This window comes from Achromobacter spanius (assembly GCF_002966795.1).
Classification (GTDB): Bacteria; Pseudomonadota; Gammaproteobacteria; order Burkholderiales; family Burkholderiaceae_B; genus Achromobacter; species Achromobacter spanius_D.
Genome location: NZ_CP023270.1, coordinates 3601608 through 3627248, shown reverse-complemented (window position 1 = coordinate 3627248; position 25641 = coordinate 3601608). Strand labels below are relative to the sequence as shown.

The 25641-nt window shown below is 64.3% G+C and carries 26 protein-coding genes; 14 read left to right on the top strand and 12 right to left on the bottom strand.

Annotated elements, in window-relative coordinates:
• Positions 1 to 116 precede the first annotated feature (116 nt).
• The gene (locus CLM73_RS16275; RefSeq protein WP_105239314.1) at positions 117 to 380 is read left to right on the top strand and encodes a hypothetical protein; all 264 of its coding nucleotides are present in this window, start codon (positions 117 to 119) and stop codon (positions 378 to 380) included.
• A gap of 90 nt (positions 381 to 470) precedes the next feature.
• Here the strand turns inward: CLM73_RS16275 and CLM73_RS16270 are convergent, their stop codons facing one another.
• Positions 471 to 1436 (bottom strand): 2-hydroxyacid dehydrogenase, encoded by a 966-nt coding sequence (locus tag CLM73_RS16270; protein ID WP_105239313.1) that lies wholly within the window; start codon positions 1434 to 1436, stop codon positions 471 to 473.
• 57 nt (positions 1437 to 1493) lie between these two features.
• A complete protein-coding gene (locus CLM73_RS16265; protein ID WP_056562074.1) occupies positions 1494 to 2489 on the bottom strand; it encodes a Bug family tripartite tricarboxylate transporter substrate binding protein in 996 nt (331 codons plus the stop codon).
• Between the two features lie 175 nt (positions 2490 to 2664).
• Between CLM73_RS16265 and CLM73_RS16260 the strand changes: the two genes are divergently transcribed.
• Positions 2665 to 3576 (top strand): LysR family transcriptional regulator, encoded by a 912-nt coding sequence (locus CLM73_RS16260; protein ID WP_105239312.1) that lies wholly within the window; start codon positions 2665 to 2667, stop codon positions 3574 to 3576.
• A gap of 13 nt (positions 3577 to 3589) precedes the next feature.
• Here the strand turns inward: CLM73_RS16260 and CLM73_RS16255 are convergent, their stop codons facing one another.
• Positions 3590 to 3973, bottom strand: coding sequence for a hypothetical protein (locus CLM73_RS16255; RefSeq protein WP_056562068.1), 384 nt, complete (start codon positions 3971 to 3973; stop codon positions 3590 to 3592).
• Positions 3974 to 4015: 42 nt separating this feature from the next.
• Entirely contained in the window at positions 4016 to 4498 is a 483-nt protein-coding gene (locus CLM73_RS16250) for a DUF4189 domain-containing protein (RefSeq protein ID WP_158685873.1), read from the bottom strand.
• Between the two features lie 171 nt (positions 4499 to 4669).
• Between CLM73_RS16250 and CLM73_RS16245 the strand changes: the two genes are divergently transcribed.
• From CLM73_RS16245 to CLM73_RS16235, 3 genes are all read left to right on the top strand, one after another.
• Positions 4670 to 5092, top strand: coding sequence for a hypothetical protein (locus tag CLM73_RS16245; RefSeq protein ID WP_056562063.1), 423 nt, complete (start codon positions 4670 to 4672; stop codon positions 5090 to 5092).
• Between the two features lie 28 nt (positions 5093 to 5120).
• Positions 5121 to 6218 carry an alpha/beta hydrolase family esterase gene (locus CLM73_RS16240; RefSeq protein ID WP_105239310.1) on the top strand — a complete coding sequence of 366 codons (1098 nt, stop codon included), beginning with the start codon at positions 5121 to 5123 and terminating at the stop codon, positions 6216 to 6218.
• 117 nt (positions 6219 to 6335) lie between these two features.
• Positions 6336 to 6737, top strand: a complete 402-nt coding sequence (locus tag CLM73_RS16235) for an Imm1 family immunity protein (protein WP_234015652.1) — start codon at positions 6336 to 6338, stop codon at positions 6735 to 6737.
• On the opposite strand, the gene CLM73_RS16230 is transcribed toward CLM73_RS16235, so the two are convergent.
• From CLM73_RS16230 to CLM73_RS16220, 3 genes are all read right to left on the bottom strand, one after another.
• Positions 6727 to 7227, bottom strand: coding sequence for a hypothetical protein (locus CLM73_RS16230; protein ID WP_105239309.1), 501 nt, complete (start codon positions 7225 to 7227; stop codon positions 6727 to 6729). The two genes, CLM73_RS16235 and CLM73_RS16230, sit on opposite strands and share 11 nt — an antisense overlap.
• A gap of 132 nt (positions 7228 to 7359) precedes the next feature.
• On the bottom strand, positions 7360 to 7737 hold the full coding sequence (locus CLM73_RS16225) for a DCC1-like thiol-disulfide oxidoreductase family protein (protein ID WP_056562054.1): 378 nt from the start codon (positions 7735 to 7737) through the stop codon (positions 7360 to 7362).
• Positions 7738 to 7870: 133 nt separating this feature from the next.
• Complete coding sequence (locus CLM73_RS16220; protein ID WP_105241568.1) at positions 7871 to 9244, bottom strand: HdeD family acid-resistance protein; 1374 nt, start codon at positions 9242 to 9244, stop codon at positions 7871 to 7873.
• A 277-nt stretch (positions 9245 to 9521) separates the two neighbouring features.
• On the opposite strand from CLM73_RS16220, the gene guaB reads away from it, so the two are divergent.
• Together guaB and guaA are read left to right on the top strand one after the other, a co-directional pair.
• Entirely contained in the window at positions 9522 to 10982 is a 1461-nt protein-coding gene (gene guaB, locus CLM73_RS16215) for an IMP dehydrogenase (protein WP_105239308.1), read from the top strand.
• Positions 10983 to 11082: 100 nt separating this feature from the next.
• A complete protein-coding gene (gene guaA / locus CLM73_RS16210; protein WP_105239307.1) occupies positions 11083 to 12675 on the top strand; it encodes a glutamine-hydrolyzing GMP synthase in 1593 nt (530 codons plus the stop codon).
• A 104-nt stretch (positions 12676 to 12779) separates the two neighbouring features.
• Here the strand turns inward: guaA and CLM73_RS28960 are convergent, their stop codons facing one another.
• The gene (locus CLM73_RS28960; protein WP_158685872.1) at positions 12780 to 13055 is read right to left on the bottom strand and encodes a hypothetical protein; all 276 of its coding nucleotides are present in this window, start codon (positions 13053 to 13055) and stop codon (positions 12780 to 12782) included.
• Positions 13056 to 13246: 191 nt separating this feature from the next.
• On the opposite strand from CLM73_RS28960, the gene CLM73_RS16205 reads away from it, so the two are divergent.
• On the top strand, positions 13247 to 14386 hold the full coding sequence (locus CLM73_RS16205) for a hypothetical protein (RefSeq protein ID WP_234015651.1): 1140 nt from the start codon (positions 13247 to 13249) through the stop codon (positions 14384 to 14386).
• A 180-nt stretch (positions 14387 to 14566) separates the two neighbouring features.
• Here CLM73_RS16205 and CLM73_RS16200 read toward each other — a convergent pair whose 3' ends face one another.
• Positions 14567 to 15364 carry an aminoglycoside adenylyltransferase family protein gene (locus CLM73_RS16200; protein ID WP_105239306.1) on the bottom strand — a complete coding sequence of 266 codons (798 nt, stop codon included), beginning with the start codon at positions 15362 to 15364 and terminating at the stop codon, positions 14567 to 14569.
• A gap of 131 nt (positions 15365 to 15495) precedes the next feature.
• On the opposite strand from CLM73_RS16200, the gene CLM73_RS16195 reads away from it, so the two are divergent.
• Both CLM73_RS16195 and CLM73_RS16190 read left to right on the top strand, forming a co-directional pair.
• A complete protein-coding gene (locus CLM73_RS16195) occupies positions 15496 to 16308 on the top strand; it encodes an SDR family NAD(P)-dependent oxidoreductase (RefSeq protein ID WP_105239305.1) in 813 nt (270 codons plus the stop codon).
• 140 nt (positions 16309 to 16448) lie between these two features.
• The gene (locus tag CLM73_RS16190) at positions 16449 to 17069 is read left to right on the top strand and encodes an imm11 family protein (protein ID WP_105239304.1); all 621 of its coding nucleotides are present in this window, start codon (positions 16449 to 16451) and stop codon (positions 17067 to 17069) included.
• Positions 17070 to 17144: 75 nt separating this feature from the next.
• Here CLM73_RS16190 and CLM73_RS16185 read toward each other — a convergent pair whose 3' ends face one another.
• Together CLM73_RS16185 and CLM73_RS16180 are read right to left on the bottom strand one after the other, a co-directional pair.
• On the bottom strand, positions 17145 to 18758 hold the full coding sequence (locus CLM73_RS16185) for an NAD(P)/FAD-dependent oxidoreductase (RefSeq protein ID WP_105239303.1): 1614 nt from the start codon (positions 18756 to 18758) through the stop codon (positions 17145 to 17147).
• Positions 18759 to 18865: 107 nt separating this feature from the next.
• Positions 18866 to 19921: an MBL fold metallo-hydrolase gene (locus CLM73_RS16180; protein WP_105239302.1), complete on the bottom strand. Its 1056-nt coding sequence runs from the start codon at positions 19919 to 19921 to the stop codon at positions 18866 to 18868.
• Positions 19922 to 20031: 110 nt separating this feature from the next.
• On the opposite strand from CLM73_RS16180, the gene CLM73_RS16175 reads away from it, so the two are divergent.
• Positions 20032 to 20676: a TetR/AcrR family transcriptional regulator gene (locus tag CLM73_RS16175; RefSeq protein WP_105239301.1), complete on the top strand. Its 645-nt coding sequence runs from the start codon at positions 20032 to 20034 to the stop codon at positions 20674 to 20676.
• 41 nt (positions 20677 to 20717) lie between these two features.
• On the opposite strand, the gene CLM73_RS16170 is transcribed toward CLM73_RS16175, so the two are convergent.
• The gene (locus CLM73_RS16170) at positions 20718 to 21284 is read right to left on the bottom strand and encodes a hypothetical protein (RefSeq protein WP_105239300.1); all 567 of its coding nucleotides are present in this window, start codon (positions 21282 to 21284) and stop codon (positions 20718 to 20720) included.
• A 365-nt stretch (positions 21285 to 21649) separates the two neighbouring features.
• Between CLM73_RS16170 and CLM73_RS16165 the strand changes: the two genes are divergently transcribed.
• From CLM73_RS16165 to CLM73_RS16155, 3 genes are read left to right on the top strand one after another with little or no spacing between them, the layout of a single operon-like run.
• Entirely contained in the window at positions 21650 to 22363 is a 714-nt protein-coding gene (locus CLM73_RS16165; RefSeq protein WP_105239299.1) for a gluconate 2-dehydrogenase subunit 3 family protein, read from the top strand.
• A gap of 3 nt (positions 22364 to 22366) precedes the next feature.
• Entirely contained in the window at positions 22367 to 24142 is a 1776-nt protein-coding gene (locus CLM73_RS16160; RefSeq protein WP_105239298.1) for a GMC family oxidoreductase, read from the top strand.
• A 12-nt stretch (positions 24143 to 24154) separates the two neighbouring features.
• Positions 24155 to 25483, top strand: coding sequence for a cytochrome c (locus CLM73_RS16155; RefSeq protein ID WP_105239297.1), 1329 nt, complete (start codon positions 24155 to 24157; stop codon positions 25481 to 25483).
• Positions 25484 to 25641 lie beyond the last annotated feature (158 nt).

Sequence of the window (25641 nt, the reverse complement as noted above, 5' to 3'; positions counted from 1 at the left end):
GCGCCCCGAAAGCGGTCATTGGGTAACTCTGAAATACCGAATGTGAGAATTGTTGAGCCTTGCGCATTCGTTCGTCCGTACCATTCCCTGAAAGCAGAATGAAAGGGAGTGGAAGGATGCTGTGCGGCCAATGCTCGGCCATCACCGTGGACCAGGCGGGGGCGCCGGGGCATGACAATCTGATCAGCCTGGGCTATGTCCGGTCGTTGCCGCTGGCGCAACGTGGCGTCACGCACGAGGCGTTCACTTGTGGCGAGTGCGGCGCCAACTGGGATTACCTGCACGACCGGCACAACCGCGCTTCGGGTTGGGCACGCTGTGATCGCACCATGCCTGTCTCGCAGCGGACGATCGATCGACCGGCGGTGGACACTGCCTGAAGAACGGTCAGATGAGCTGTTTGAAAAGCGGCCTGCCGATCAACCCGGCAGGCCGCGCGTACATCTATATATATAGTCAGCGGCCCCGCCTTACACCACGCGCGTATGCACCTGGCCTTCGCGGAACCACGAATCCAGATTCGCGCGCATCAGGTCCGCCATCGCGCGGCGCGTTTCGTGGGTGCCGCTGGCGATGTGCGGCAGCATCACCACGTTGTCCATGGCGTTCAGTTCCGGGGGCGTGGCGGGTTCGTGCTCGAACACGTCCAGGCCGGCGCCGGCGATGCGCTTGTTTTGCAGCGCCGCCACCAGCGCGGCTTCATCGACCACCGTGCCGCGCGCGATATTGATCAGCCAGCCATTTTCACCCAGCGCATCGAGCACCTGCGCGTTCACCATGTGGCGCGTCGCGCCGCCGCCCGGCACGGCCAGCACCAGAAAGTCGCACTGCGCGGCCAGCTCGACGATGTCCGGGCAATAGCGGTAGCCCTCGGGCGCGTCGGGACGCGGCTTGCGGTTGGTGTACAGGATCTCCATGTCGAAGGCCTGCGCGCGGCGGGCGATCTGCAGGCCGATGTTGCCCAGGCCGACGATGCCGCAGCGTTTGCCGGTCATGCGCGAACCCAGGCCGAATCCTTCGGTGGGCCAGCGGCCGGCGCGCACGAAGCGGTCGGCTTCCGCGATGCGGCGCGAGACGGCCAGCATCAACGCCAGCGCGGTATCGGCCACGCAGGCGTCCAGCACGCCCGGCGTGTTGGTGACCACGACGTTGCGCGCCTTGGCCGCCGCGATGTCGATGGTGTCGTAACCCACGCCAAAACTGAAGATGCCTTCCAGGGCGGGCAGGGCGTCGATCAATTCCTTCGTCGCGCCAAAGCGGCCGCTGGTGGCGATGCCGCGGATGGCGGCGCCATGTTCGCGCAGCAGTGCCGCCGGGTCCTGGGCTTCCCAGAGGCGATGGACGCGGTAGCGCGACTCCAGATCGGCCACCAGGTCGGGCAGCAGGGGACCGACCATCAGCAGATCGGCGGCGGAAGCGGGAGGGGATGCAGTCATGGATACGGCTTATATAAGTAAGAAGGAAAGGCCCGCCGAGGCGGGCCGGGACCGGAATCAGTTGGTCTGGATATTGCGGGACTTGATTATCTGCCCATACCGTTCGCGCTCGCTAGCGGCCAGATCCTGCAGTTCCTTTGGCGTCGAGCCGTGGGCCACGGCGCCTTGCGATTCGAGCTTGGCCTTGACCGCGGGATCGGCGGCCACGGCGCGGATCGCCTCGGACAGCTTGTCGATCACAGCCTGCGGCGTGCCGGCCGGCGCCAGCACCGCCGTCCACGAGCCGCTCTGCGCGTTCTTCACGCCGGCTTCGTCGATGGTGGGCACGTCAGGCATGGCGGGCGAGCGCGCCGCGCCCGTGACGGCCAGCGCGCGCAGCTTGCCGGCCGTGACGTACGGCATGGTCTCCAGGACGGACGCGAACAGCATGTCGACGCGGCCGGCCATCAGATCGGTCATCGCCGGGCCGCCGCCCTTGTAGGGCACGTGCACCAGATCCACGCCGGTGGCTTCCTGGAAGATCTCGCCGGACAGGTGGGGGGCGCCGCCCGTGCCCGAGCTGGCAAACGTGTGCTTGCCGGGCTGGGACTTGGTCAGCGTGACCAGTTCCGCGACGTTCTTGGCCGGCAGGCTGGCGGGCACCACCAGCACGAACGGCAGGTCCGAAAACAGCGACACGGGCGCAAACGCCTTGACCGGGTCTGAATGCAGCTTGTAGATCCAGGGGTTGATCGCGAGCATGCCCGAGTTCGCGAACAGCAGCGTGTAGCCATCGGGCTGCGAACGGGCCACGAGGTCGGCGGCGATCTGGCCGCCGGCGCCCGGGCGGTTGTCCACCACCACCGACGACGAGAATTTTTCACCCAGGGCCGCAGCCAGCAGGCGCGCCGAGATGTCGGTGCCGCCGCCAGGCGAGAAGGGGACGATGAGATTGATCGGGCGTTCCGGATAGCCTGCGGCGCTGGCCGCGTGCGGCACGGCGGCGGTGGCGGCCAGGGCCAGCGCCGCGGCGAGGAGCCGGACGCGGATCCGGGCGGTGTTCTTTGTCTCCATGGATTTTCTCTTTTATGGCGTTGATGGCGGCAGGGCCGCAAAAAATGGTGCTGCGGGGTAAGGCTCCTGATGCTTCGCGGGCCGGAATCCAGCCCTGCAGCCGAGTATAGGGATGCCTGTCCATGGATAGCCGTTCGAGCTATAAATAGCATCAATCAATTCAAGGATTGAATCGATGGAATTTCGCCAGCTCGAGTGCTTCATTGCCGTTGCCGAGGAGTTGCACTTCGGCCGCGCCGCCGAACGCCTGTGCATGACGCAGCCGCCGCTGTCGCGCCAGATCCAGTTGCTGGAGCAGGATCTAGGCGTGACCTTGTTCGAGCGCAACAGCCGGCAGGTCGTACTGAGCGCCGCGGGCCGGCGCTTTCTGCGCGATGCCCGCCACCTGCTGGAGTTTTCGGCGCAGGCCGCCGCCACCGCGCGCCGCACATCCGGTGGTGAAGCCGGCTACATCAAACTGGGTTTTACGGCCGTGGCCTCGTATCGCCTGATGCCGTCGCTGATCATGCAGGCGCGCAAGCTGCTGCCGGGCGTGGAGATCCAGTTGCGCGAAACCGTGACGACCGAGTTGAGCCGCCTGTTGCTGGCCCACGAACTGGACGCCATTCTGGCGCGCAGCGTGCCGCAGCAGGCAGGCATCGAGTCGCGCCTGCTTGAACGCGAACCGCTGGTGCTGGCGCTGCCCGCCGATTCGCCCTTGTGCGAGCACGCCACGGTGCCGCTGCGGTTGCTGCAGGGGCAGCCGTTTGTGCTGTATTCGCCTCGCGAAGGAAAGTATTTCTACGACCGCATCGTGGGCGCTTTCGGCCTGGCGGATGTGCAGCCGCAGTATGTGCAGCGCGCCGGGCAGACGCACACGTTGCTGGCGCTGGTGCGGGCCGGGCTGGGCGTGGGCCTGGTGCCGGATTCCGCGCGCGAGCTGCGTTTTGAAGGTGTCGTGTTCCGGCCGATCGGCCAGCGCGATCTCTACGCGGACATGTACCTTGCCTGGCACGCGCAGCACGACAACCCGGCGCTGGATGCGTTTCTGCAGCGCGTGGCCAGGCGCAACAGCCCGGAAACTGCGGCAAGCCAAGGACAGGCGTGAGCCAGCCTTATATCTAGCGGCGCTTGGGACGGTTCGGCGCAGACAGCGGCGCGCCGACGTGGCTGGCCAACCAGTGTTCGATCTTGTCGTCCCGGCGGGCGGCCCAGTCCTTGCCGATTTCCAGAATGAGCAGGTTGCGCGTGTCGCCATAATCCTGGCCAGGCGCTTTCTGGAACATCTCGCGCCAGATCTCGGAGGCGACCAGTTCCGTCGTCACCAGCACGCCGATTCCCTTCGCGTCGATCCACAAAGGCGCGGCGCGCTCATCCACGTGCGTCTTGATGTTTTCCAGGATTTTTTGCGCGAGCGCGGCGTTGTCTTTGGAGGCCGCGATCAGGACCAGATACTGCCGATGGTCGCTGGACGGCTCGTCGGAATCGCCAAACGGATTTTCCATGATGCTTTCCTTTCGGGTGAGTGTTGCCCGACAGACTGTAATTCATCGGACAAGCGGGGCGGCGTGATTCGCCTGGAAATCCGCCCTAATCACCCCGTCCCGGTCCGCGCGGACGCTTTGGTCTTCCAGCTGCTGCGCCTGGGTCGAGCACGCGCTAAGCACCAGTCTGCATCCGGAACCCGTCTGGTCGCGGCATAACCCCAGGCTGTAATCGCCGGTCCGCTGCCGGTCCCACGCCTTGTCGCCGATGGCGACGATGTGCTGCGCGCCGTTCGCGGCCACCGCCACGCATTGGTTCCTGAAGCTGGCATACACCGCGCAGGTGGCGCGGGGTTCATCTTCTTGGCAAGCGGTGAGCGCGCTGCGGCGGGCCGCGGCGTCGGTGCCATACAGGATCGAGGCGTAATAACGATAGGTTGAAGAGACGATCAGGGCGCCATACAGGTCGGGCGGAACCGGCTGGGCGAGGGCCGCCGCGGAGCAGGCAAGTGACACGAGCAATCCCGATGCAAGGCGTGGCGCCATAGGAATCCCCTGGGGTTCACGACGACGGTAACGGAGCGGCGTCCGCCTTGCCAGCGTTAATAAGACCGGCACCCTAAGACCAGCGCACTCAAACCCGCCCCGATGACAAGACACATCTATCAAGTTGAAACATCCATAGACCATCCAAGTGGATGGTCTATGATTCGATCCATGCCGCCTCGCACCTCTCAACTCGCCTCCACGCCCAAGCCTGCGGACGAAAAAATCACCATCAACCTGGGTTATGTCGACCTGGGCCAGATTGATTTGCTCGTCCAGGAAGGGTTCTACGCCAACCGCACGGACCTCATCCGCACGGCCATCCGCAATCAACTTGCCACCCACGGCGACGCCGTGCGCCAGGCCGTCAGCCGCAAGACGCTGGTGCTGGGCATCCAGCACTACACCGCCCAGGATCTGCTCGCGGTTCAAGCCGCGGGCGAAATGCTTCAGATCCGGGTGCTGGGCCTGGCAACTATTGCCTCCGACGTCACGCCCGAGCTTGCGCTCGCCACGATCGAATCCCTGACGGTACTGGGGGCGCTACATGCCAGCCCCGCCGTCAAAGCCGCCTTGCGTCAGCGCATCCGCTGATCCTGGCGGCGCAGAAAAAGGTCATTCCATGCATCCTGATTTCCAGCACCTCATGCACCGGGCTACCCAGCTCACCCAGGCCGGCGATCTATCGGCGGCAACTGCAGCAATCCAGGCCGCCCTGCGAGGCGGGCTGCCCGCCGCGCCGCGCCGGCAGGACGATGCCGACGTCATCGATGTCGAGGCTTGGGAAGTTCCGGATTCCGCCGGGGCGTCCGACGCGGCGCCGCACGTTTCCGGCGACGCTGCGCAGCCCGTCCCAAAACCCGCCGCCGCGGGCGATACCTTCACGGCGGGGTCATTCCGCAATTCGTCCGGGCAGCGCGCCTACAAGCTGTATGTGCCGCCCAATCCGGATGGCGCGCCGCGTCCGCTGGTCGTCATGCTGCACGGCTGCACGCAGGACGCCGACGATTTTGCGGCGGGCACCGCCATGAATGCGGCCGCCCGCGAGCAGGGCTTCCATGTGCTGTATCCCGTGCAATCGCGCGACGCCAATCCGCAGAAGTGCTGGAACTGGTTCAAGCACAACCACCAGCAGCAAGGCCGTGGCGAGCCGTCCATCCTGGCCGGCATGACGCGCGAGATCATCGCCGCCCACAACATTGATCCCACGCGCGTGTATGTCGCGGGCCTGTCGGCGGGCGGGGCCATGGCAGCGATTCTGGCGGGCGCCTATCCGGAGCTGTTTGCGGCGGCAGGCGTGCATTCGGGGCTGGCTGCGGGCGCGGCGTCGGATCTGCCGTCGGCGCTATCCGCCATGAAGGGCGTGGGCTTGAAAACCGCCGCTCCGGCCAGCAACGGCGTACCTGTCATCGTCTTTCACGGCGACCGCGACGCCACCGTGCATCCGGCCAATGCCGACAGCGTGATCGCGGCCTGCGTGAGGCCCGACGTGCGTGTCGAAACCATTCGCGTGGCGGGCGCCGGCAGCAAGCGCGACAGCACCCGGCATGTGTACCGCGACGCCGCGGGCAACATCGTCGCCGAACGCTGGGACGTCCACGGCGCCGGCCATGCCTGGGCAGGCGGATCGGATCAAGGGTCCTACACGGATCGGACTGGTCCGGATGCGACGGCCGAGATGCTGCGATTCTTCTTCTCGCGCGCGCCCCGCGCTCGGTGATTCGCTAACGTTCAAGCGCGGTCATGGCGGCTTGGATCGCGACCAATGTAGTATCGGCCGTGATTCCCGTTGCATGGAATCACCCATAACCCGCCGTCAACCGGCGACTGGAGCACTGTGAAGATCGTCAAAATCATCGAAGACATGCGTCATGGCGAAGAGGTAGTGACGCGCGCACATGAAACCCCCACCGACGGCGACCTGCTCGCCGCCCTGGACAGGCTGGATGGCGCGGTCTTCAGCTCGACCGCCTTCGTGATTGACGACGACACCGTCATGTCGATCGGCGGCGGCGAGGGCGCCTATGTCGTGTTCATCTCATCCGGCGGCGACACGCGGATCCACACGCTGATCGACCCCGCCAAATCCGAGGATCACGACCAGGACCTGGTGGCGGGCGGCCAATCAGGCAGTTATCCGCAGTTCCAGTGCGTGGACCGTTCCAAGGCGGCATCCGCGCTGTTGTACTTTCACGCGCACGGCGCCGCGTCGCCGGATTTGAACTGGACTAGCGAATAGCCACCGGCTTGCCGTAGAACACCCGCGCGCACAGCAGACCGGCGACAGCGGCGGGCAGGGCGCCCATGAACAGCGGAAATCCCAGCGCTGCCAACGACCTTTCGCGCATGCCGAACGTCAGCAAGAAGACAAAGGCATACGCCGCGCCAATGAGCCCCATGCGCAGGACGGCCAGCCACGACGGCGTGACCGGCTTGAGCGCGCCCGCCGTCATCCCGCAAAAGAGCGCCGGCAAGCCGCCAAACAGATACGCCCACGGCAGCCCATAGAGACCGAACAGGAGTAGTTCCGGATCCTGGGCGCCAATGGACATGGTCACGGCGATAAGCACTATGGCGACGGCCGGTCCCATGAATGTGAAGATCGCAGCGCCGGCCAGCATGTCGCGCGACATGGCGCGGCCGGAGTCGTCGGGCCTGCGCTGCATGCGGCGGTAGACGGCAGCGGCCAGCGTGGACGCGAGAAGCAGGGCGCCAAAGATGTAGATCATCAGGTCAGTTCCGGTTGTTGGGGTGAAGAGGCTTGCGGGTGGCCGGCGTGCTGCTTGCGGGTCGCGCAGTCGTGCGTTCCGCAGGCATGCGCCTGGCCGCCCGCATTGTGCGGGAATCGCGCCGCAAGCGCGTCAAGGCATTTTTTTCTTGCCCAGCAACGTCAGCGTCAGGCTGCGGCCGGTGCGCATGAAGGGATACAGCGCCTTGGACAGGCACGCGTTGCTGAAGATGGTGGCGTTCAGGCGGTTGAACACATCGCTGCCGGTGCTGAGCAAGGCCAGCCGGTGGATGGCGTCCGCGCCCCAATAGTCGCGGCCGTCCAGGTGCAAAAGCATGCCCTGGTTCAAGTCGTAGCCCTGCGCGCGATGGTGCGCGGCCAGGTCGGGATGGTCGCGCATGTTCAGCATGGCGATGGGCCCTGCGGCCTTGCGCAGGCGCATCATCCGCACGTAGTTCGAGCAGAAGGGGCAATCGCCGTCATAAAGCAGGTAGTTTTCGTCGGACTGCATCGTCGGGATCCGTCGGGGTTTGCAGAAACATACCGCAAAAATCCGTTCGGGCGGTCCGCGGGGCGCCGCGTTTTCACGTTACGCCCGCGCCCCGCGATTCTCCAGGCTTCAATTGCAACAGCGTGCGCGCGGTTCAGGTCCGCGGCCGGCGGGCCGGCGATTCCCGGTCCTGGGTCCGCCATCCCGCGCGCAATTCGGCGATCCGGCGCAGCGCGTGCTGCGACATCTTCCACCACCCGAATGGCCGCGGATCCGCCAGCATGCTCATGGCCCGCGCGTAATCCAGGGTCAGGCCGGGAGTCCAGGCCATCGTGAGCGCACGTTTGCGGATTTGCGCGGCCACCCAGAGCTCAGGCGTCAGCAACAGCCGGATCAGCACCCGCCAGCCGGCTTCGCCGCCATGCAGACGCCCCACGACGCCGTCCAGCGCGGCGTCGAGCGCCCGCGACACGGTGCTTGAGCAGTTGCGGTGGGTGAGGTTGTAGGTGGTGTTCTTGCGGTACTCCTGCCAGAAGGCCGCCAGCTTGTCCGCGTCGTAGTTGCGGATCCGCACGCGCACGTTCGAGGGGCACCAGGCGTTCGACTCGGTCACGTAATCGGGCTGATAGACCCCAGGGATGTCGTTGTCGGCCGTGGCGCGAAGCAGCGCGCCGAAGTCGTCGGGCGACCGGTCGATTTCTTCCTTCGGGTACAGGCTGATGTAGACGCCTTCGGGCGACTCCAGCGCCGCGTGGCCGGTGGAGATGACGCCGTTGACGTCGACCGCCGCGATGTAGCGGTCCACCAGCGGATAGCTGCGAGTCTGCGCCTTGGCCGAGCCCGATGGCGTCCAGACATGGACGGTCAGCGCGCGCTCGGAATCGGCGGGCGGGCCGTCCCAGATTTGCGGCGTGGCCTGTTCCGGCCCGGCAGGCGCAAAGCCCACCGACTGCGTGGCGGCAAAGGCGGGGTTGGAGGCCAGATGCCGCACGCGGCGCGCCAGCCACAGCAGCTTCGCGCCGGCAATGCCCAGGAACAGGCCAAGGCAATACGGCACGGTGCCGACGTAATTCGTGGGATAGGGCTGGAAGAAGAAGATCGCCAGCAGAATTTCCGCCACGCCGCCGGCAAACGCGTAGCGCCAGCGCTCGTAGCGCACGACGTACCCCGCGATGCACTGCAGCAACCCATCCACCAGGAACAGCGCGCCGAAGATCATCGACAGGACAAAGTGGCCGTGATGATGCCCCGCCAGAATCAGCCCGCCCGCGATCAGGACGAACAGACCTTTTGCATAGCGCAGCACGCGCTGGCCGCCGACGCCGCTGGAAGCGATCAGCAGCGTGCCCAGGCCTTCGATGATGAAGAGGACGGCAAAGGCGTTGAGCGGAAAGTACAGGGCGTCGTCCAGCGCATCGATGAACACGACGATACCGGCCACGAGGAATACCGCGCCCGCGATGGCCAGCGCGCGCCAGCGCTGGCGCAGGTAAGGGACGCCCAGCAGAAGCAAGACCAACTGCGGCATGACGATGATCCCCACAAAGTCGATAACGTGTACATGAACATAAAAGCAGGCCGGCGCGCGCGTCAATGCGTGACGGCCGGCCACGCCAGATTCAGCGCATGGCGGCGGACGTCCTCCGGCAGGCTCGTCATGAATCGGTTTGCAGCCCAGGCGAAAAATTCGCAGTCCGCAAATTGGGGCCCGATCAAGTGTCATAAATATCTACCCAGACCTATGGTTAACACCTAGTCAAAACAGGCTGGCGGCGTATAATCTTGCTTTGCGCCCGGAGTTACCCATGCGTCTCGTTCAAAAAGCGCTCACCTTCGACGATGTGTTGTTGGTGCCTGCGTATTCCGAGGTGTTGCCGCGCGACACCTCCCTGGCCACGCGCCTGACTCGCAATATCAGCCTGAATATCCCGCTCGTGTCCGCCGCCATGGACACCGTCACCGAATCGCGTCTGGCCATCGCCATGGCGCAAGAAGGCGGCATCGGGATCATCCACAAGAATCTCTCCGCCGACGCCCAAGCGCGTGAAGTGGCTCGCGTCAAGCGCCACGAATTCGGCATCGTGATCGATCCGGTCACCGTCACCCCCCAGATGAAAGTGCGCGACGCCATTGCGTTGCAGCGCCAGCATGGCATCTCGGGCCTGCCGGTCGTCGAAGGCCGCAAGCTGGTCGGCATCGTCACCAACCGCGATCTGCGCTTCGAAGAAAACCTGGATCAGCCCCTGCGCAACATCATGACGCCGCAGGAACGCCTGGTCACCATGAAGGAAGGCGCCACGCTCGAAGAAGCGCAGGCCCTGATGCACAAGCACCGTCTGGAACGCGTGCTGATCGTGAACGACGGCTTTGAACTGCGTGGCCTGGCCACCGTCAAGGACATCGTCAAGAACACCGAACACCCGATGGCCAGCAAGGACGCTCAAGGCCAGCTGCGCGTTGGCGCGGCGGTGGGCGTGGGCGGCAACACCGAAGAACGCGTGGAAAAGCTGGTTGCTGCTGGCGTCGACGTGCTCATCGTCGATACCGCGCACGGCCACTCCAAGGGCGTGCTCGAAGGCGTGCGCTGGGTCAAGCAGAACTATCCCAAGGTTGAAGTCATCGGCGGCAACATCGCCACCGCTGCCGCCGCGCGCGCGCTGGTCGAACATGGCGCCGACGGCGTCAAGGTCGGCATCGGCCCCGGCTCCATCTGCACCACGCGTATCGTGGCCGGCGTCGGCGTGCCGCAAATCCACGCCATCTCCGAAGTCGCCAAGGCGCTGGAAGGCACGGGCGTTCCGCTCATCGCCGACGGCGGCATCCGCTACTCGGGCGACGTCGCCAAGGCGCTGGCCGCCGGCGCGTTCGCGTGCATGATGGGCGGCATGTTCGCCGGCACCGAAGAAGCGCCCGGCGAAGTCGTGCTGTTCCAAGGCCGGTCGTACAAGTCGTACCGCGGCATGGGCAGCCTGGGCGCCATGACGGAAGGCTCGGCCGACCGCTACTTCCAGGACCCGGCCAACAACGCCGACAAGCTGGTCCCCGAAGGCATCGAAGGCCGCGTCCCCTACAAGGGCAGCGTGCTCGCCATCATTTACCAACTGGTCGGCGGCATCCGCGCCTCCATGGGCTACTGCGGCGCCGCCACCATCGACGACATGCGCACCAAGACCGAGTTCGTGGAGATCACCTCCGCGGGCGTGCGCGAGTCCCACGTGCACGACGTGCAGATCACCAAGGAAGCGCCTAACTACCGCGCCGACTGATCCGCACAGTCAACTACAATGTCATGCATCACGCACCGGCAGATCCGCAAAGAACAGCGGGTCTGCCGGTGCGGTTTTATTTCCAACGGGTAGAGTCTCCATGCACCAGCGCATTCTTATCCTCGACTACGGTTCGCAAGTCACCCAGCTGATCGCCCGCCGCGTTCGCGAAGCCGGCGTCTATTCCGAAGTCCACCCTGGCGACGTCGACGACGCTTTCGTGCGCGAACAGCAGGCGCAGGGTCTGAAGGGCATCATCCTGTCCGGCAGCCACGCTTCGGCCTACGAAGAAGGCTCCATGCGCGTGCCGCACGCCGTGTTCGAGCTGGGCGTTCCCGTGCTGGGCATCTGTTACGGCATGCAGTCCATGGCGCAGCAACTGGGCGGCGTGGTCAGCTTCTCCGACCACCGCGAGTTCGGCTACGCCGAAGTCCGCGCCCATGGCCACACCAAGCTGCTCGAAGGCCTGGAAGACTTCAGCACGCCCGAAGGCCACGGCATGCTCAAGGTCTGGATGAGCCACGGCGACAAGGTCACCGAGCTGCCCCCGGGCTTCAAGCTGATGGCTTCCACGCCGTCCTGCCCCATCGCCGGCATGGCCGACGAAGACCGCCGCTTCTACGCCGTCCAATTCCACCCCGAAGTCACGCACACCGTCCAGGGCAAGGCCATGCTGGCCCGCTTCGTGAACGAAATCTGCGAATGCACGGGCGACTGGAACATGCCCGACTACGTCTCTGAAGCCGTCGCCCGCATCCGCGAGCAGGTCGGCACGGACGAAGTCATCCTGGGCCTGTCCGGCGGCGTGGACTCCTCGGTTGCCGCCGCACTGATCCACAAGGCCATCGGCGACCAGCTCACCTGCGTCTTCGTCGACCACGGCCTGTTGCGTCTGGACGAAGGCAAACAGGTCATGCAGACCTTTGCCGAAAACATGGGCGTGAAGATCATTCACGTCGATGCCACCGCGCAATTCATGGGCAAACTGGCCGGCGTCGCCGACCCCGAAGCCAAGCGCAAGATCATCGGCCGCGAATTCGTCGAAGTCTTCCAGGAACAAGCCGGCAAGCAACAAAGCGCCAAGTGGCTGGCCCAAGGCACGATCTACCCCGACGTCATCGAATCCGCCGGCGCCAAGACGGGCAAGGCCACGTCGATCAAGTCGCACCACAACGTGGGCGGCCTGCCGGACACGCTGAACCTGCAACTCTTGGAACCCCTGCGCGAACTCTTCAAGGACGAAGTCCGCGAACTGGGCGTGGCGCTGGGTCTGCCGCCGCAGATGGTGTATCGCCATCCGTTCCCGGGTCCGGGTCTGGGTGTGCGCATCCTGGGCGAAGTGAAGCATGAATATGCCGAACTGCTGCGCCGTGCCGATGCGATCTTTATTGAAGAGCTGCGTAATACCAAGGACGAGGCCAGCGGCCTGACCTGGTACGAGCTGACCTCGCAGGCGTTTGCCGTGTTCCTGCCGGTGAAGTCGGTGGGGGTGATGGGCGACGGGCGTACGTATGAGTATGTCGTGGCGCTGCGTGCGGTGCAGACGTTTGACTTCATGACCGCGGATTGGGCGCCGCTGCCGCATCCGTTGTTGGCTCGCGTTTCGTCGCGGATTATCAATGAAGTGCGCGGGATCAATCGGGTGGTGTACGACGTGTCGAGCAAGCCGCCGGCGACGATTGAGTGGGAGTGATCCTGCGGCCGGCATAAACCGGCCTCAAGCCGTAAGCATGACGCCGAAAGCCCGCTTAACCGCGGGCTTTCGTCATTTTTGACCGGACGGGGGGTGGTGTTTCGTTATCTCTTGCTCCGTGACCATCCCCAGCGGAATCCATAGAAAGCCAAGGTGAATATGGGGGCCGTTACTGCGGCGGACAGCAGGCTTTTGTCGAACGGAAGAAGCCTGACGTAGTACGCAACCAGATACACCGTTGCGAAGCAGACCAGGAAAATGCCGATCGCAGTCCGTCCAACATTGGGTTTGGAAGATAGCGCGCTCTTCCTGGCGCTGGACGAGGCAATGAAGATCAGGACGGTGTTCGTGGCAATCATGAGAGCTTCATCGTTGGTCATGGCGCGCGTTCGAATAGCGGTGATGGTGCTGTGGAGGCTAATCGGCCGCGAAGAGGGATGCCAATAAGAACAATCCGATTCGCGACGGCGCCGTCGAACGCCTAGGCCGCTCATCGGGGGGCCATAAATGGTGTCAGACCATTGATATACTGCCCGATCTCATTTAGGTAACAACCAACAGGAGATATCGGATGCGCTTAAAGGCCCTTGCACTTGGTTTGATGACTGTTAGTGGTACGTCGGTGGCTGCACCCGACAGCACGCAAACCTTACAGCAGGCCTTGAAGCAAGTACCGCAGGTGGTGTTGAGCGCCCCTGAAGCGATACAGATATCTTTCCTCAACGTGCAAGCCTGGCGAAGCCTTGAAAAGGCCGGCCCCACCGCCGACGCCATGCGCCGGCTGTCCATCGCACAAACCATCACTCCCCTTCAATTCATTGGCCACGGTCTGGACAAATGGTCCGATAGCGCCCATATCCCGTTCGACGAGTTGTCCTATTTCGCCGGATTTGGCCAGTCGCCCAGCAATGTCACCTACTGGGGGCTGAAGGACAAACAAGCTGCGGCGAAGTTTGTGGATCGACTGAAGCAGGCTGAGTTCAAACCGGTGGACGGCGATGTGGCCGGCCTGATGGCGAACGGTGAGCCCAATAAGCCCGATCTGACCAAAGCCACCGGGCAGCAGCCGTGGCGGGGCACGATGGGCATGCCGACGTTTGTCTTGCCGCTTGATACGGCGTTGGTGCAGGCGGCAGGGCCGACGGGAATGAAGACGCTGTCCCAGACTGCGCCGTCCGTTGCGGACAGCGAGATCGTGGCGGCTGCCGTGGCCGGGTTGAAGGAAGCCGTGCCTGCGGATGGGGGGAAGATCGTGCAAGCGGCCGTCATCTCGCCGGTGTTTGGTCTGCAAGGGGTCGATCCGGCCAAGGTGTTGTCGGGATCGCCCGCCGATCTGGATAGCGCGAAGCAGAAGCTTCAGGCGGCCGCGGCGTCCAGTGGGCGCGGCATTCCGCCTTACTTTGGGGGCATCATTGCCGATGTGCAGGTCAAGGATGCGCCGGCGGTTGTGATTGCTTTGTCGTACGCAGATTGCGCCGTCGCCCAGCAGGCGGTCGATGGTGTTGGCGCTGCGTGGAAGCAGGGCATGGCAGCGGCGGTGCAGGCCGATGTGAAGGGGCGGACCGTTCAGGCTGGCAAGCTATGCGCGGCGGTCGTCAGCTTGACTGCTCCGAAAGCTGAGAATGTGGGCAACCCGATTCTTAGCCAGATCATGAACCGATATATGCAGCGCGACGCTTCGGTTCTGCAGATCGGTTCTTCGCAGCAGTAACGGACCGAGTTCCGAATCTGCGACTTGATGCGCAGGTTCGGAAGTCGCCGCACCGAGCATAGGGGGGCAGGCGGCACGCCGTGTTGCTTGCACCCGCCTTGCGCTTCAGCAGTAATGCCAGCGGCCAGCTGGCCTCCCGATGACGCGAGGCGCAATGAATGTCATGCGCCAGATCCGCCGTCAATGGGCGGAGCAAAGACCCTCGATGACTCGACGTGCGTGAGTGATGAACGCCTCGGTTTCAGTCGCATGCCGCTGCGCCAGATCGTCCGGCGCTTGCCCAAGATAAATCGCCCGCGCGTGGTTGAGGATCGGCCGATACTGCGGTTCGATTCGCGCCAGCAGCCACGTCGCCGCGTCCGCCTTCGACGCGATTTCTCCCGTTTCAGCCGTGTACCAGATGCGCGCCAGCGCCAGGATGATGTTGCGCTCGTCGTCCGCCCAGTCTTCCGGCAGGTTCCATTGGGCAACGGTGTCGAGCAGCGCACGCGTCAGATCTTGGCGCGGAACGGCTTCAAAAAGCTGGTCGGCGGGCGGGCCGACGACCGGGATGCTGTGGCCCAACACCTTTGTCAGAACGATGGCGAGGTCGTGGTCTTGCATGGGCGGCTCCACGATGCCCGCCAGCAAGTCTTCGCGCAGCCATTCGCCAAACTGAAGCTCCCGGCGGGCCGGGTGGCGCCAAGGCACGACATGCTGAAGCGTCATCACGGTGACTTCAAGCGCGCGCAAACTGGACGACTGGCCCGGTGGCGCGGAGACCGTCAGCAGTTCTATCGCCAACGCACGGAGCGCGTCCGCGTCGGGCGACTCGGTCACGGTGACGAGCAGGTCGATATCGCTGTGAGGTTGCAGGCCGCCGTCGACGGCGGAGCCGAACAGATGGATGGCGGCGAGGCGGACGCCGAGATGGCGTTCGATGATGTGTTTGGCGTCATCGATCTGCGTCGCGATTGCGGTAGGCGGGACTTGGGTCATGCAAGGATAATAGCCAAGCGTCCGCGCCTTGGGCAGTCCGACGGTCGCGGCGGGTGATCGGCATCCCTCAACAGCAGCCCGATACCCGCGGCGAGCCAGTCCATATCCATAACCGTTCTCACCAAAGCTTCATGACCAACTATCCCCAACTATTCAGTCTTCAAGGCAAGGTCGCGGTCGTACTCGGTGCGGCGTCAGGCATCGGCCAGGCGTCGGCGCACGCGCTGGGCGCGATGGGCGCTTACGTGATGTGCGCAGACCGCGACGAAGGCGGCGCGCAGGCCACCGGGCAGCAGATCATCGACGGCGGCGGCGCGGCCGGCTGGATGCAGACCGATGCCGCCAGCGGCGAGTCCATCGCGCAGTTGGCCGCCAGGGTTTTAACCGAGCAAAAAAGGATCGACATTGCGGTGGCGACGCCGGCGTTGAACATCCGCAAGCTGATCGTCGATTACACGGAAGACGAGTTCGATCAGGTGGTGAACTTGAACCTGCGCGGCGCGTTTCACTTCATGCGCCACTTCGGCCGGCCGATGATGAAGCAGGGCGCGGGCAGCCTGATCCTGTGTTCGTCGATGCGCGCCGTGACGATCGAGCCCGGGCTGGGCATTTACGCGGCCACGAAGGCCGGGATCGAGCAGATGGTCAAGGCGTTTGCGGCCGAGGTCGGCAGCTACGGCGTGCGCGTCAATGCGGTGATGCCTAGCATTATCGAGACCCGTCTGACCGAGCCACTGAAGGAACGTCCCGAGATCTACAACACCTACGCCGGCCACACGGTATTGAACCGCTGGGGCCAGCCTTCCGAGGTGGGTGCTGCGGTGGCGTTCTTGGCATCGGATGCCGCGAGCTATATCTCGGGCAGCAGCCTGGCGGTGGATGCGGGGTGGACGGCGATCGACGGGCCGCCCACGGGGCTGACGCAGACGCGGCCGTCTGCATAATCGCGGTGGCGCTTGTTGGCGTTACGATTGTGAGCCTTGAGTTCCCTCGCACGCCGGCCTGACTGGCCGATTTGCCGCTACCGACTTCCAACGCCTGGCCGTTCAGACGCGCGAGGCTTGCCCCGGAGAATGCTCACGTGATGACGTTTGAATCGCAGAAGGGGAAATACTTCGTCCTTAGCGCAAGCCACTGGGGCGATGGCATTGGCCCGGGCCTGGTAATCGCCAACGAGGAAAAGCTGATTCGGCCCGGCATGTACACGATGGAAGCGCCCGACGGCGATCCTTCGCAATATTGCGAACGGCCGCACATCGTCCATGTGCTGGAAAAAGGCGGGGCGCTTCGGCAATTCGAGCAGTGGTGCGGCATCTGGATCGTCTCGGAGTCGTTGAGGCACGTCTTCGAATCCGTCGATCCCGAGGCCTTTGTATTCAGCGCTTGCGACTATACGCAGGCCGACGGCTCGCCAGGACCGCAGTATTATTTTTGCAGCGTGATTCGCACGCTCGATGCGCTGGATGTGGGAGCGTCGCGGGTCAAGAAAAAGTACGACCGGAATTTTCTGACCGGCGAAGACGAGCTGTATTACAGCGTCGTGGGCGGCGCCAATCTCGTATTTCGAGACGAGCGCGTCGGCAATGCGCACATATTCCGCCAGACGCTGATGTCGATCGACCCGGTGGTCGACCGGGTGATGTATGACGCGCTGAATGCCGCGGATTTGGATGGCGTGCGGCTGCGGGACGCGGCGGATTTGTGATTGCAACTGCCGCCCGGCGAGTGCGCCGGGCGGCAGGCTGATCTGCACTTATCCCTGATCCCTGACCGCGACCCCTTAGCCCAGACGGCCCATGATGCTCAGCGCCACCGCTTCCGCAATCTTGATCCCGTCCACCCCCGCCGACAGAATTCCGCCCGCATAACCCGCACCTTCGCCCGCGGGAAACAATCCTTGCGTATTGATGCTTTGCAGCGTCTCGTTATCCCGCTTGATGCGGATAGGCGAAGACGTCCGCGTTTCCACGCCCGTCAGCACGGCATCGGGCATGTTGAAGCCCTTGATGCTCTTATCGAAGGCCGGCAGAGCCTCGCGAATGGCGGTGATGGCGAAGTCGGGCAGGGCGGTGGCCAGGTCGGTCAGATGGACGCCCGGCGTGTAGGACGGCTGCACCGTGCCGAATTCGGTCGAGGCCTTGCCTTGCAGGAAATCCCCCACCAACTGCCCCGGCGCGCTGTAGTTGCGGCCGCCCAGCTCGAAAGCCTGGGATTCCCATTTGCGCTGGAAGTCGACACCGGCCAGCACGTGCTCGGGGTAGTCGACTTCGGGTGAGATGCCTACAACGATGCCGGCGTTGGCATTGCGTTCGTTGCGCGAGTACTGGCTCATGCCGTTGGTGACGACGCGGTTGGGTTCGGACGTGGCCGCGACAACCGTGCCGCCGGGGCACATACAGAAGCTGTAGACGGAACGGCCGTTGCTGGCGTGATGCACCAGCTTGTAGTCGGCGGCGCCCAGGATCGGGTGGCCGGCGTTGGGGCCGAAGCGCGCGCGGTCGATGAGCGACTGCGGGTGTTCGATCCGGAAGCCAATGGAGAAGGGCTTGGCCTCCATGAAGACGCCCTGGTCGCGCAGCATCTGGAAGGTGTCGCGCGCGCTGTGGCCGATGGCAAGGGCGACATGATCGGCTTCGATGTGCTCGCCGTTTGCCAGCGTGACGCCGGTGACCTTGCCGTTCTCGCGGTGCAGCGTTTCAACCCGGCTGGAGAAGCGGACTTCGCCGCCCAGCTTGGTGATGGTGTCGCGCATGACTTCGACCATGCCGACCAGGCGGAACGTGCCGATGTGAGGCTTGCTGACGTAGAGGATCTCCTCGGGCGCACCGGCCAGGACGAATTCCTTCAAGACCTTTTCGCCGTAGTGCTTGGGGTCCTTGATCTGGCTGTAGAGCTTGCCGTCCGAGAACGTGCCCGCGCCGCCTTCGCCGAACTGGACGTTGGAGTCCGGGTTCAGGATCCGTTTGCGCCACAGGCCCCAGGTGTCCTTGGTGCGTTCGCGCACGGCCTTGCCGCGTTCCAGGATGATGGGTTTGAAGCCCATTTGCGCCAGGACGAGGCCGGCGAAGAGACCACAGGGGCCGGTGCCGATGACGATGGGGCGCTTGTTCAGCGTCGCGGGCGCCTGGGCGACGAATTTGTATTCGGTGTCCGGAGACGGCTTGACGTTGCGGTCGTCGTGAAAGCGCTGGAGCAGCGCGGCTTCGTTGGCCACGTCGACATCCAGCGCGTAGATGAGCAGGATGCTGTGCTTTTTGCGCGCATCGTAGCTGCGCAGGAAGATGGTGTAGCCGTCCAGGTCGCTGGCCGGAATGCCCAGTTTCTTGAGGATTGCCGCGGGCAGTTCCTCGGGCGTGTGGTTCAACGGCAGCTTGATTTCAGACAGACGCAACATGCTTGGGGTCCAGACAGAGGGGCGATCACAACGTCGCCAAACGCGGATTGTACTGGACCGCCGCCGCCGTCGGCAGGCCTGGCTCGTGCGGCCGGACCCCCCCGTTTTTACCGCTGCGCGTCCCCGGTCCGCCACCATGCCGTGCCCGCTTGCGGCGCCTCGATATCGACGCGCTCTCCCATGACCGGTGTGGCCAGATCGACGCCATGGTCCCGCGCCAATGCCGTGATGCGCTCGAAAGGCTGCTCCCACGGATGCATGGCCAGGTCGAAGGTGCCGTTGTGGATCGGCAGCAGCCAGCGGCCGCGCAGATCCAGGTGCGCCTGAAGGGTCTCTTCGGGCTGCATGTGGACGAAGGCCCAGCGCGCGTCGTACGCGCCGGTTTCCATGAGGGTCACGTCGAATGGGCCATAAGCGTCGCCGATAGCCTTGAAACCGTCGAAGTAGCCGGTGTCGCCGCTGAAAAAGACGCGCAGGTCGGCGTCCTGGATGACCCAGGAGGCCCACAGGCTGCGGTCGCTGTCGGTGAGGCCGCGGCCGGAGAAGTGCTGGGCGGGCGTGGCGGTCAGGCGCAGGCCGTCGACCTCGGTGGACTGCCACCAGTCCAGTTGTTCGACGCGGGCCGGGTCGATGCCCCAGGCCACCAGTTGGTCGCCGACGCCCAGCGGGGCGATGAAACGCGCCGTTTTCCCCGCAAGCTGCGCGGTGGCGGCGCGGTCCAGGTGGTCGTAATGGTTGTGGGACAGGATGACGCCGGCGATCGGGGGCAGGTCGTCGATGCTGATGGGCGGCGCGTGAAAGCGGGCGGGGCCGGCCCATTGCACGGGCGAAGCGCGTTCGGAGAAGACCGGGTCGGTCAGCCAGAAGCGGCCGCGCAGTTTCATGAGGATGGTGGAGTGTCCAAGCCGGTAGAGGCTGCGGTCGGGGGCGGCTTCCAGAGCTGCGCGGTCCAGTGCGCGCACCGGGATGGCGATGTCGGGAACCGTGCCGCGTGGCTTGGCAAAGAGGACGGTCCAGGCGAGTTTGAGGCCTTTCCAGAAGCCCATGGCGGGGCGCGGGCGCGGATTGCTGAAACGTCCGTCACGCTGCTGAGGGGATTGCGGGTAAAGGGGCAAGGCGCGGCGGTTGCAGGCGGTGAGGACGGTCACGGCGGGTGTTCCCATGAGTTTCGAAAAATGGCGCGACGGCGGTGAACCGCTTGCGCCAAAAATTACACTGCACAGTGTAGTTTCCAAAATCAAAAAAGTACACCGTCCGGTGTAGAATTTCGCCCATGTCAAAGATAGCCCCCGATTCCGCCAAGGAACGCCCGCCCAAACGCCTGACCGACCGCAAGCGAGAGGACATCGTGCGCGCGGCGGTGGAGGAATTCCGCACCGCGGGGTTCGAGGCCACCAGCATGGACCGCATCGCTCAGGCCGCTGGGGTGTCCAAGCGCACGGTCTACAACCATTTCCCGAGCAAGGAGGCGCTGTTCGCGCTGATGTTGGAGCAGTTGTGGGCCAGCAGCGCGGCCAGCGTCGACATGGCCTACCGGCCGGACCTTCCGCTGGCGCAGCAATTGCGTCAGTTGCTGATGCAGAAACTGGAGTTGCTGGGCGACGCCAGCTTCATTGATCTGGCGCGGGTCGCCATGGCGGAAATCATCCATTCACCGGACCGCGCACAGGACATCGTGTGCCGGATGGACGAGAAGGGCAGCGGAGTGACAGCCTGGGTCCAGGCGGCGATTGAGGACGGGCGTCTGAAAGCAGTCGACCCGGGCTTTGCGGGCCACCAACTGGAAGGGTTGGTCAAAGGCTTTGCGTTCTGGCCGCAGGTCACGCTGGGGCAGCCGCCATTGAAAAAGGCAGAGCGTGAGCGCGTGGCGGATTCAGCGGTTGGGATGTTCTTGGGGTACTACGCGCAGGCTAAGTGAATCAGCGTGCGTTCGCAGGTTGCGCGCCGACGCAACGCGCGTCAGAAAAGCTTCAGCGCCTGTGCCACCCACAGCGCCAAGCCGATCGCGATGCCGATCAGAAGCGTCTTGCGCAGGCCCCCGCCTGTAGGAACCGCGCCTGGCGCCGGGCCGGCCTCAACGCTGTCAGTGGATGCGCGTGGCGACGGGCTCGCCGCCGCGTCAGGTGATTCGGTCTCGATGGTGAACACGGGCCGCGCCTGCCGATCGGGCATCAGGCCGATCAGGTCCTTGTCGTCCAAGCCCGCGCCGCGCAGCATGTCCCACAGCCCATCCATGGCCTGGCCATTACGCAGGGTCTCGATGCGTTCGCGCGCCGCGCGGGGCACTTCGTCCACGCTTGCGTAGCGGCGTCCGTTCACGGTGACGGCGCCATCGTCGATCTGGACCTCGAACGTCTCGCCGTTTTCGGTGCCTGAATAGCGCCACGATTCACTGACCGTCACGCCATCCATTCCGCCGTCCAGCAGGGCTTCGATTTCCGTGCGCTGCTCGGGCGTGAGGTCGGTTGTGGAACTCCAGCTACGAGTGGTCGTCGAACTGCGCCAGGTCTTTGTGTTGTCGTTCATGGGGATCAGTCGTGGGTTGCAGGGGCCGCCGGCAATGCCGTTGCCTCGGCCTTCAGGCGTCGCGCATTGCCGCGCAAATATACCGAATCCATTCACCTTGCTGTCAGAAAAGCCCGCATTTGCGGGCTTCTTACGTTGTCCTTAATGCAAAAGACTTTCCCACGTCAAGAAATTCCATCTGATACGGTCGAACGAGCGGATCAGAAGCGCATAATGCCGACACCTGCTCTTACGTCCCTTTTCAAAGAGCAGTGTTGATTTTGAGCAAGAAAAGAGCGTGTTGTCACTAGCTCGGGCAGTTCGTGTTTCCAGGTTGCATGTTCGGTAGCGCGCTAGGACAACTTGGAGTAATCACGGAGATGTCCATGACTGATGACGCACAGCCGCGCCGGCGGTTTCTGCAAACGATGGCCATTGTGCCAGCGTCGACGCTGGCGATCGGCGGCCTGACCGTCGGCTGTACCAACGCCGCCGACGGCAACGCCGCAAAAGCGGCCAAGCCCTACGAGCCCACCTATTTCACCAAGGCCGAATGGGCCTTCATCGTTGCCGCGGTGGATCACCTGATTCCCGCCGACGAGTATGGCCCTGGCGCCATCGTGGCCGGTGTGCCCGAGTTCATCGACCGTCAGATGGAAACGCCCTTTGGCCACGGCAAGCTGTGGTACATGGATGGGCCGTTCCACACCGACCAGGTGCCGGAACTGGGCTACCAGATCGACCAGAATCCCCGCCAGGTCTATCGCAACGGCATCGAGGCCTGTGATGCCTGGTGCGTGAAGACGCACGGCAAGGCATACGCCGAGCTCGACAAGGCCCTGCAGGAACAGATCCTGAAGGATCTGCAGTCGGGCAAGATCGCGTTCGAATCCGTGCCGTCCAAGACGTTCTTCAGCTTCCTGCTAGCCAACACCAAGGAAGGTTTCTTTGCCGATCCGATCTACGGCGGCAACAAGAACATGGTGGGCTGGAAGATGGTGGGCTTTCCCGGCGCGCGCGCCGATTTCATGGACTGGGTCGACCAGCCCAACGTGAAGTACCCCTATGGCCCCGTGTCGATCTCTGGGGAGAAGGGTTAAATCATGGCGATCAAGAAAGACAAAGTTGATGCGGTGCTGGTCGGATTCGGCTGGACCGGCGCGATCCTGGGTCAGGAACTGACCGAAGCGGGCTTGCAGGTGCTGGCGCTGGAGCGCGGCGGCATGCAGGACACGCCCAAGGACGCCGAATACCCCAAGGTGATTGACGAGCTGAAGTATTCGGTGCGCGGTTATCTGTTCCAGGACCTGTCCAAGGAAACCGTGACGATCCGCCACGGCGTGGACGACGTGGCGGTGCCGTATCGCCAGAACGGTTCGTTCCTGTTGGGCACGGGCGTGGGCGGCGCGGGCTTTCACTGGAACGGCATGCACTACCGCGTGCTGCCCGAAGAACTGGAACTGCGCACGCGTTATGAGACGCGCTATGGCAAGAAGTTCATTCCGGAAGGCATGACGATCCAGGACTTCGGCGTGACGTACGACGAGCTGGAACCGTACTTCTCGAAGTTCGAGTACGTGTGCGGCACGTCGGGCAAGGCCGGCAACCTGGACGGCAAGATCGTCGAAGGCGGCAACCCGCTGGAAGGCAAGCGCAGCAAGGAATTCCCGCTGCCGCCGCTGGCCACGACCTACGGCGCCTCGCTGTTCGACAAGGCCGCGCGCGAAGTCGGCTTCAATCCGTATCCCACGCCGGCCGCCAATGCGTCCGGCCCGTACACCAATCCGTACGGCGTGCGCCTTGGCCCCTGTAACTTCTGTGGCTTCTGCGAGAACTACGGCTGCTACATGTATTCGAAGGCCTCGCCGCAGACCACCATTCTGCCGGTGCTGCTGAAGAAGCCGAATTTCGAGCTGCGCACGCGTGCGCAGGTCATCAAGGTCAATCTGGATTCGACCGGCAAGAAGGCCGTGGGCGTGACGTACATCGACGCAGACGGCAACGAGATCGATCAGCCCGCGGATCTGGTGATCCTGTCGGCGTACCAGATGCACAACGTGCGCCTCTTGCTGCTGTCGGGCATCGGCAAGCCGTATGACCCGAAGACCAACGAAGGCGTGGTCGGCAAGAACTACGCGTACCAGATGAACGGCGCGGTCAATGTGCTGCTGCCCAAGGGTACGCAGTTGAACCCGTTCGTCGGCACTGGCGCCGGCGGCGTGGGCATGGACGACCTGAACGGCGACCAGTTCGACCACGGCCCGCTGGGCTTTGTGGGCGGCGCCAGCATCCGTCACGTGCGCTACGGCGGCCGTCCCATCAAGCAGACGCCGACGACGCCGGGCACTCCGACGTGGGGCACCGCCTGGAAGGCCGGCGTGCAGGACGCGTATCAGCGCTTCATGACGATCGGCATTTCCGGTTCGGTGATGTCGTACCGTGACGCGTATCTGTCGCTCGATCCGACCTACAAGGACGCCTATGGCCAGCCGCTCTTGCGCATGACGTTCGACTGGCACGACAACGAGTTCGACATGCTGGGCTACATGGGCAAGCGCATGGAGACCGTGGCCAAGGCCATGAATCCTGAAAAGCACTTCGTGGCCGTGCGCAAGAAGGGCGCGCGCTACGACACGCGCGTCTACCAGAGCACGCACAACACGGGCGGCGCCATCATGGGCTCCAACCCCAAGGAAAGCGTGGTCAACAAGTACCTGCAGAGCTGGGACGTGCCGAACGTGTTCGTGATGGGCGCCTGCGTGTTCCCGCAGAACATGGGCTACAACCCGACCGGTCTGGTCGGCGCGCTGGCCTACTGGGCGGCTCAGGCGATCCGCGAGCAGTACCTGAAGAACCCCGGCCCGCTGGTCCAGGCTTAAGGAGACGGAACAATGATCAAGCACACCATTGTTGCGGCCTTCTCGGCCCTGTCTGCCCTGGCTGCCGGCGCCGCGTTCGCGGCCGGCGGCACGCCCGCATCGACCGACGCGCAAATGATCAAGCAGGGCGAGTACCTGTCGCGCGCCGGCGACTGTATCGCCTGCCACACGGCCTCGGGCGGCAAGCCCTTTGCCGGCGGTCTGGGCATCGATTCGCCGCTGGGCATGATCTATTCGACGAACATCACGCCGGATAAGGAAACGGGCATCGGCAATTATTCGTACGAGGACTTCGACCGGGCCGTGCGCCACGGCGTGGCCAAGGACGGACATTCGCTGTACCCGGCCATGCCGTACACCGCCTACGCCAACGTCACGCCGGACGATGTGAAGGCCTTGTATGCCTACTTCATGCACGGCGTTGAGCCCGTGAAGCAGGAAAACAAGGACACCGATATCGTCTGGCCGATGTCGATGCGCTGGCCGTTGACGGTGTGGCGCTGGGTGTTTGCGCCCGACGTCGTGACGGCGCCGGTCACCATCGACGCCAGCGGCGCCGACAAGCAGGCGCTGCTGCGCGGCCGCTACCTCGTTGAAGGCCTGGGCCATTGCAGCACCTGCCACACGCCGCGCGGCGTGGCCTTGCAGGAAAAGGCGCTGACCGACGCGGACGGCTCGGCCTTCCTGTCGGGCGGCGTGGTCGAAGGCTGGCTGGCCAAGAACCTGCGCGGCGACGCGACCGACGGCCTGGGCGCCTGGACCAAGGAAGACATCACGACCTTCCTGAAGTCCGGCCGCAACGGTCATTCGGCAGCGTTCGGCGGCATGGCGCAGGTGGTCGAGGAAAGCACGCAGCACCTGACCGACGACGACCTGAATGCCATCGCGGTGTACCTGAAGAGCCTGCCCCCAGTGAACAAGGACGCCACCAAGCCGCTGGCCTATGACGAGTCCGTGGCGAATGCGCTGCGCGCCGGCAAGGACAAGAGCGATGGCGCCATGGCCTTCCTGAACAACTGCGCGGCTTGCCATCGCAGCACGGGCAAGGGCTACACCGAGACGTTCCCGCAGCTGGCGCTGAGCTCGACGGTCAACTCGGCCGATCCGGCCTCGTTGATCCACATCGTGCTCAAGGGCGCCCAGATGCCGGGCACGGCATCGGCCCCGACCGCGTACGCGATGCCGGGCTTTGACTGGCGCATGACCGACAAGGAAGTCGCCGACGTGGTGAGCTTCGTGCGGTCGAGCTGGGGCAACAAGGGCGCGGCAGTCAGCGCGTCCGACGTGGCCAAGGTCCGCAAGGACATCGGCGCCGCGCCGCAGCCGGTGCGCGCGCAGTGATGTGACGATGTCGTGATTGACTGTTCCGCCGCTTGGCCGGTGGGATGGCAAACGGCGCCGGAGAGCTTGAGGCTTTCCGGCGCCGTTTTTCTTGTGCTGTTTCCCTGTGCGTTTTTTACGCGATGCCGCATGCGGGGTTTGACAAGCTGCAATCATCG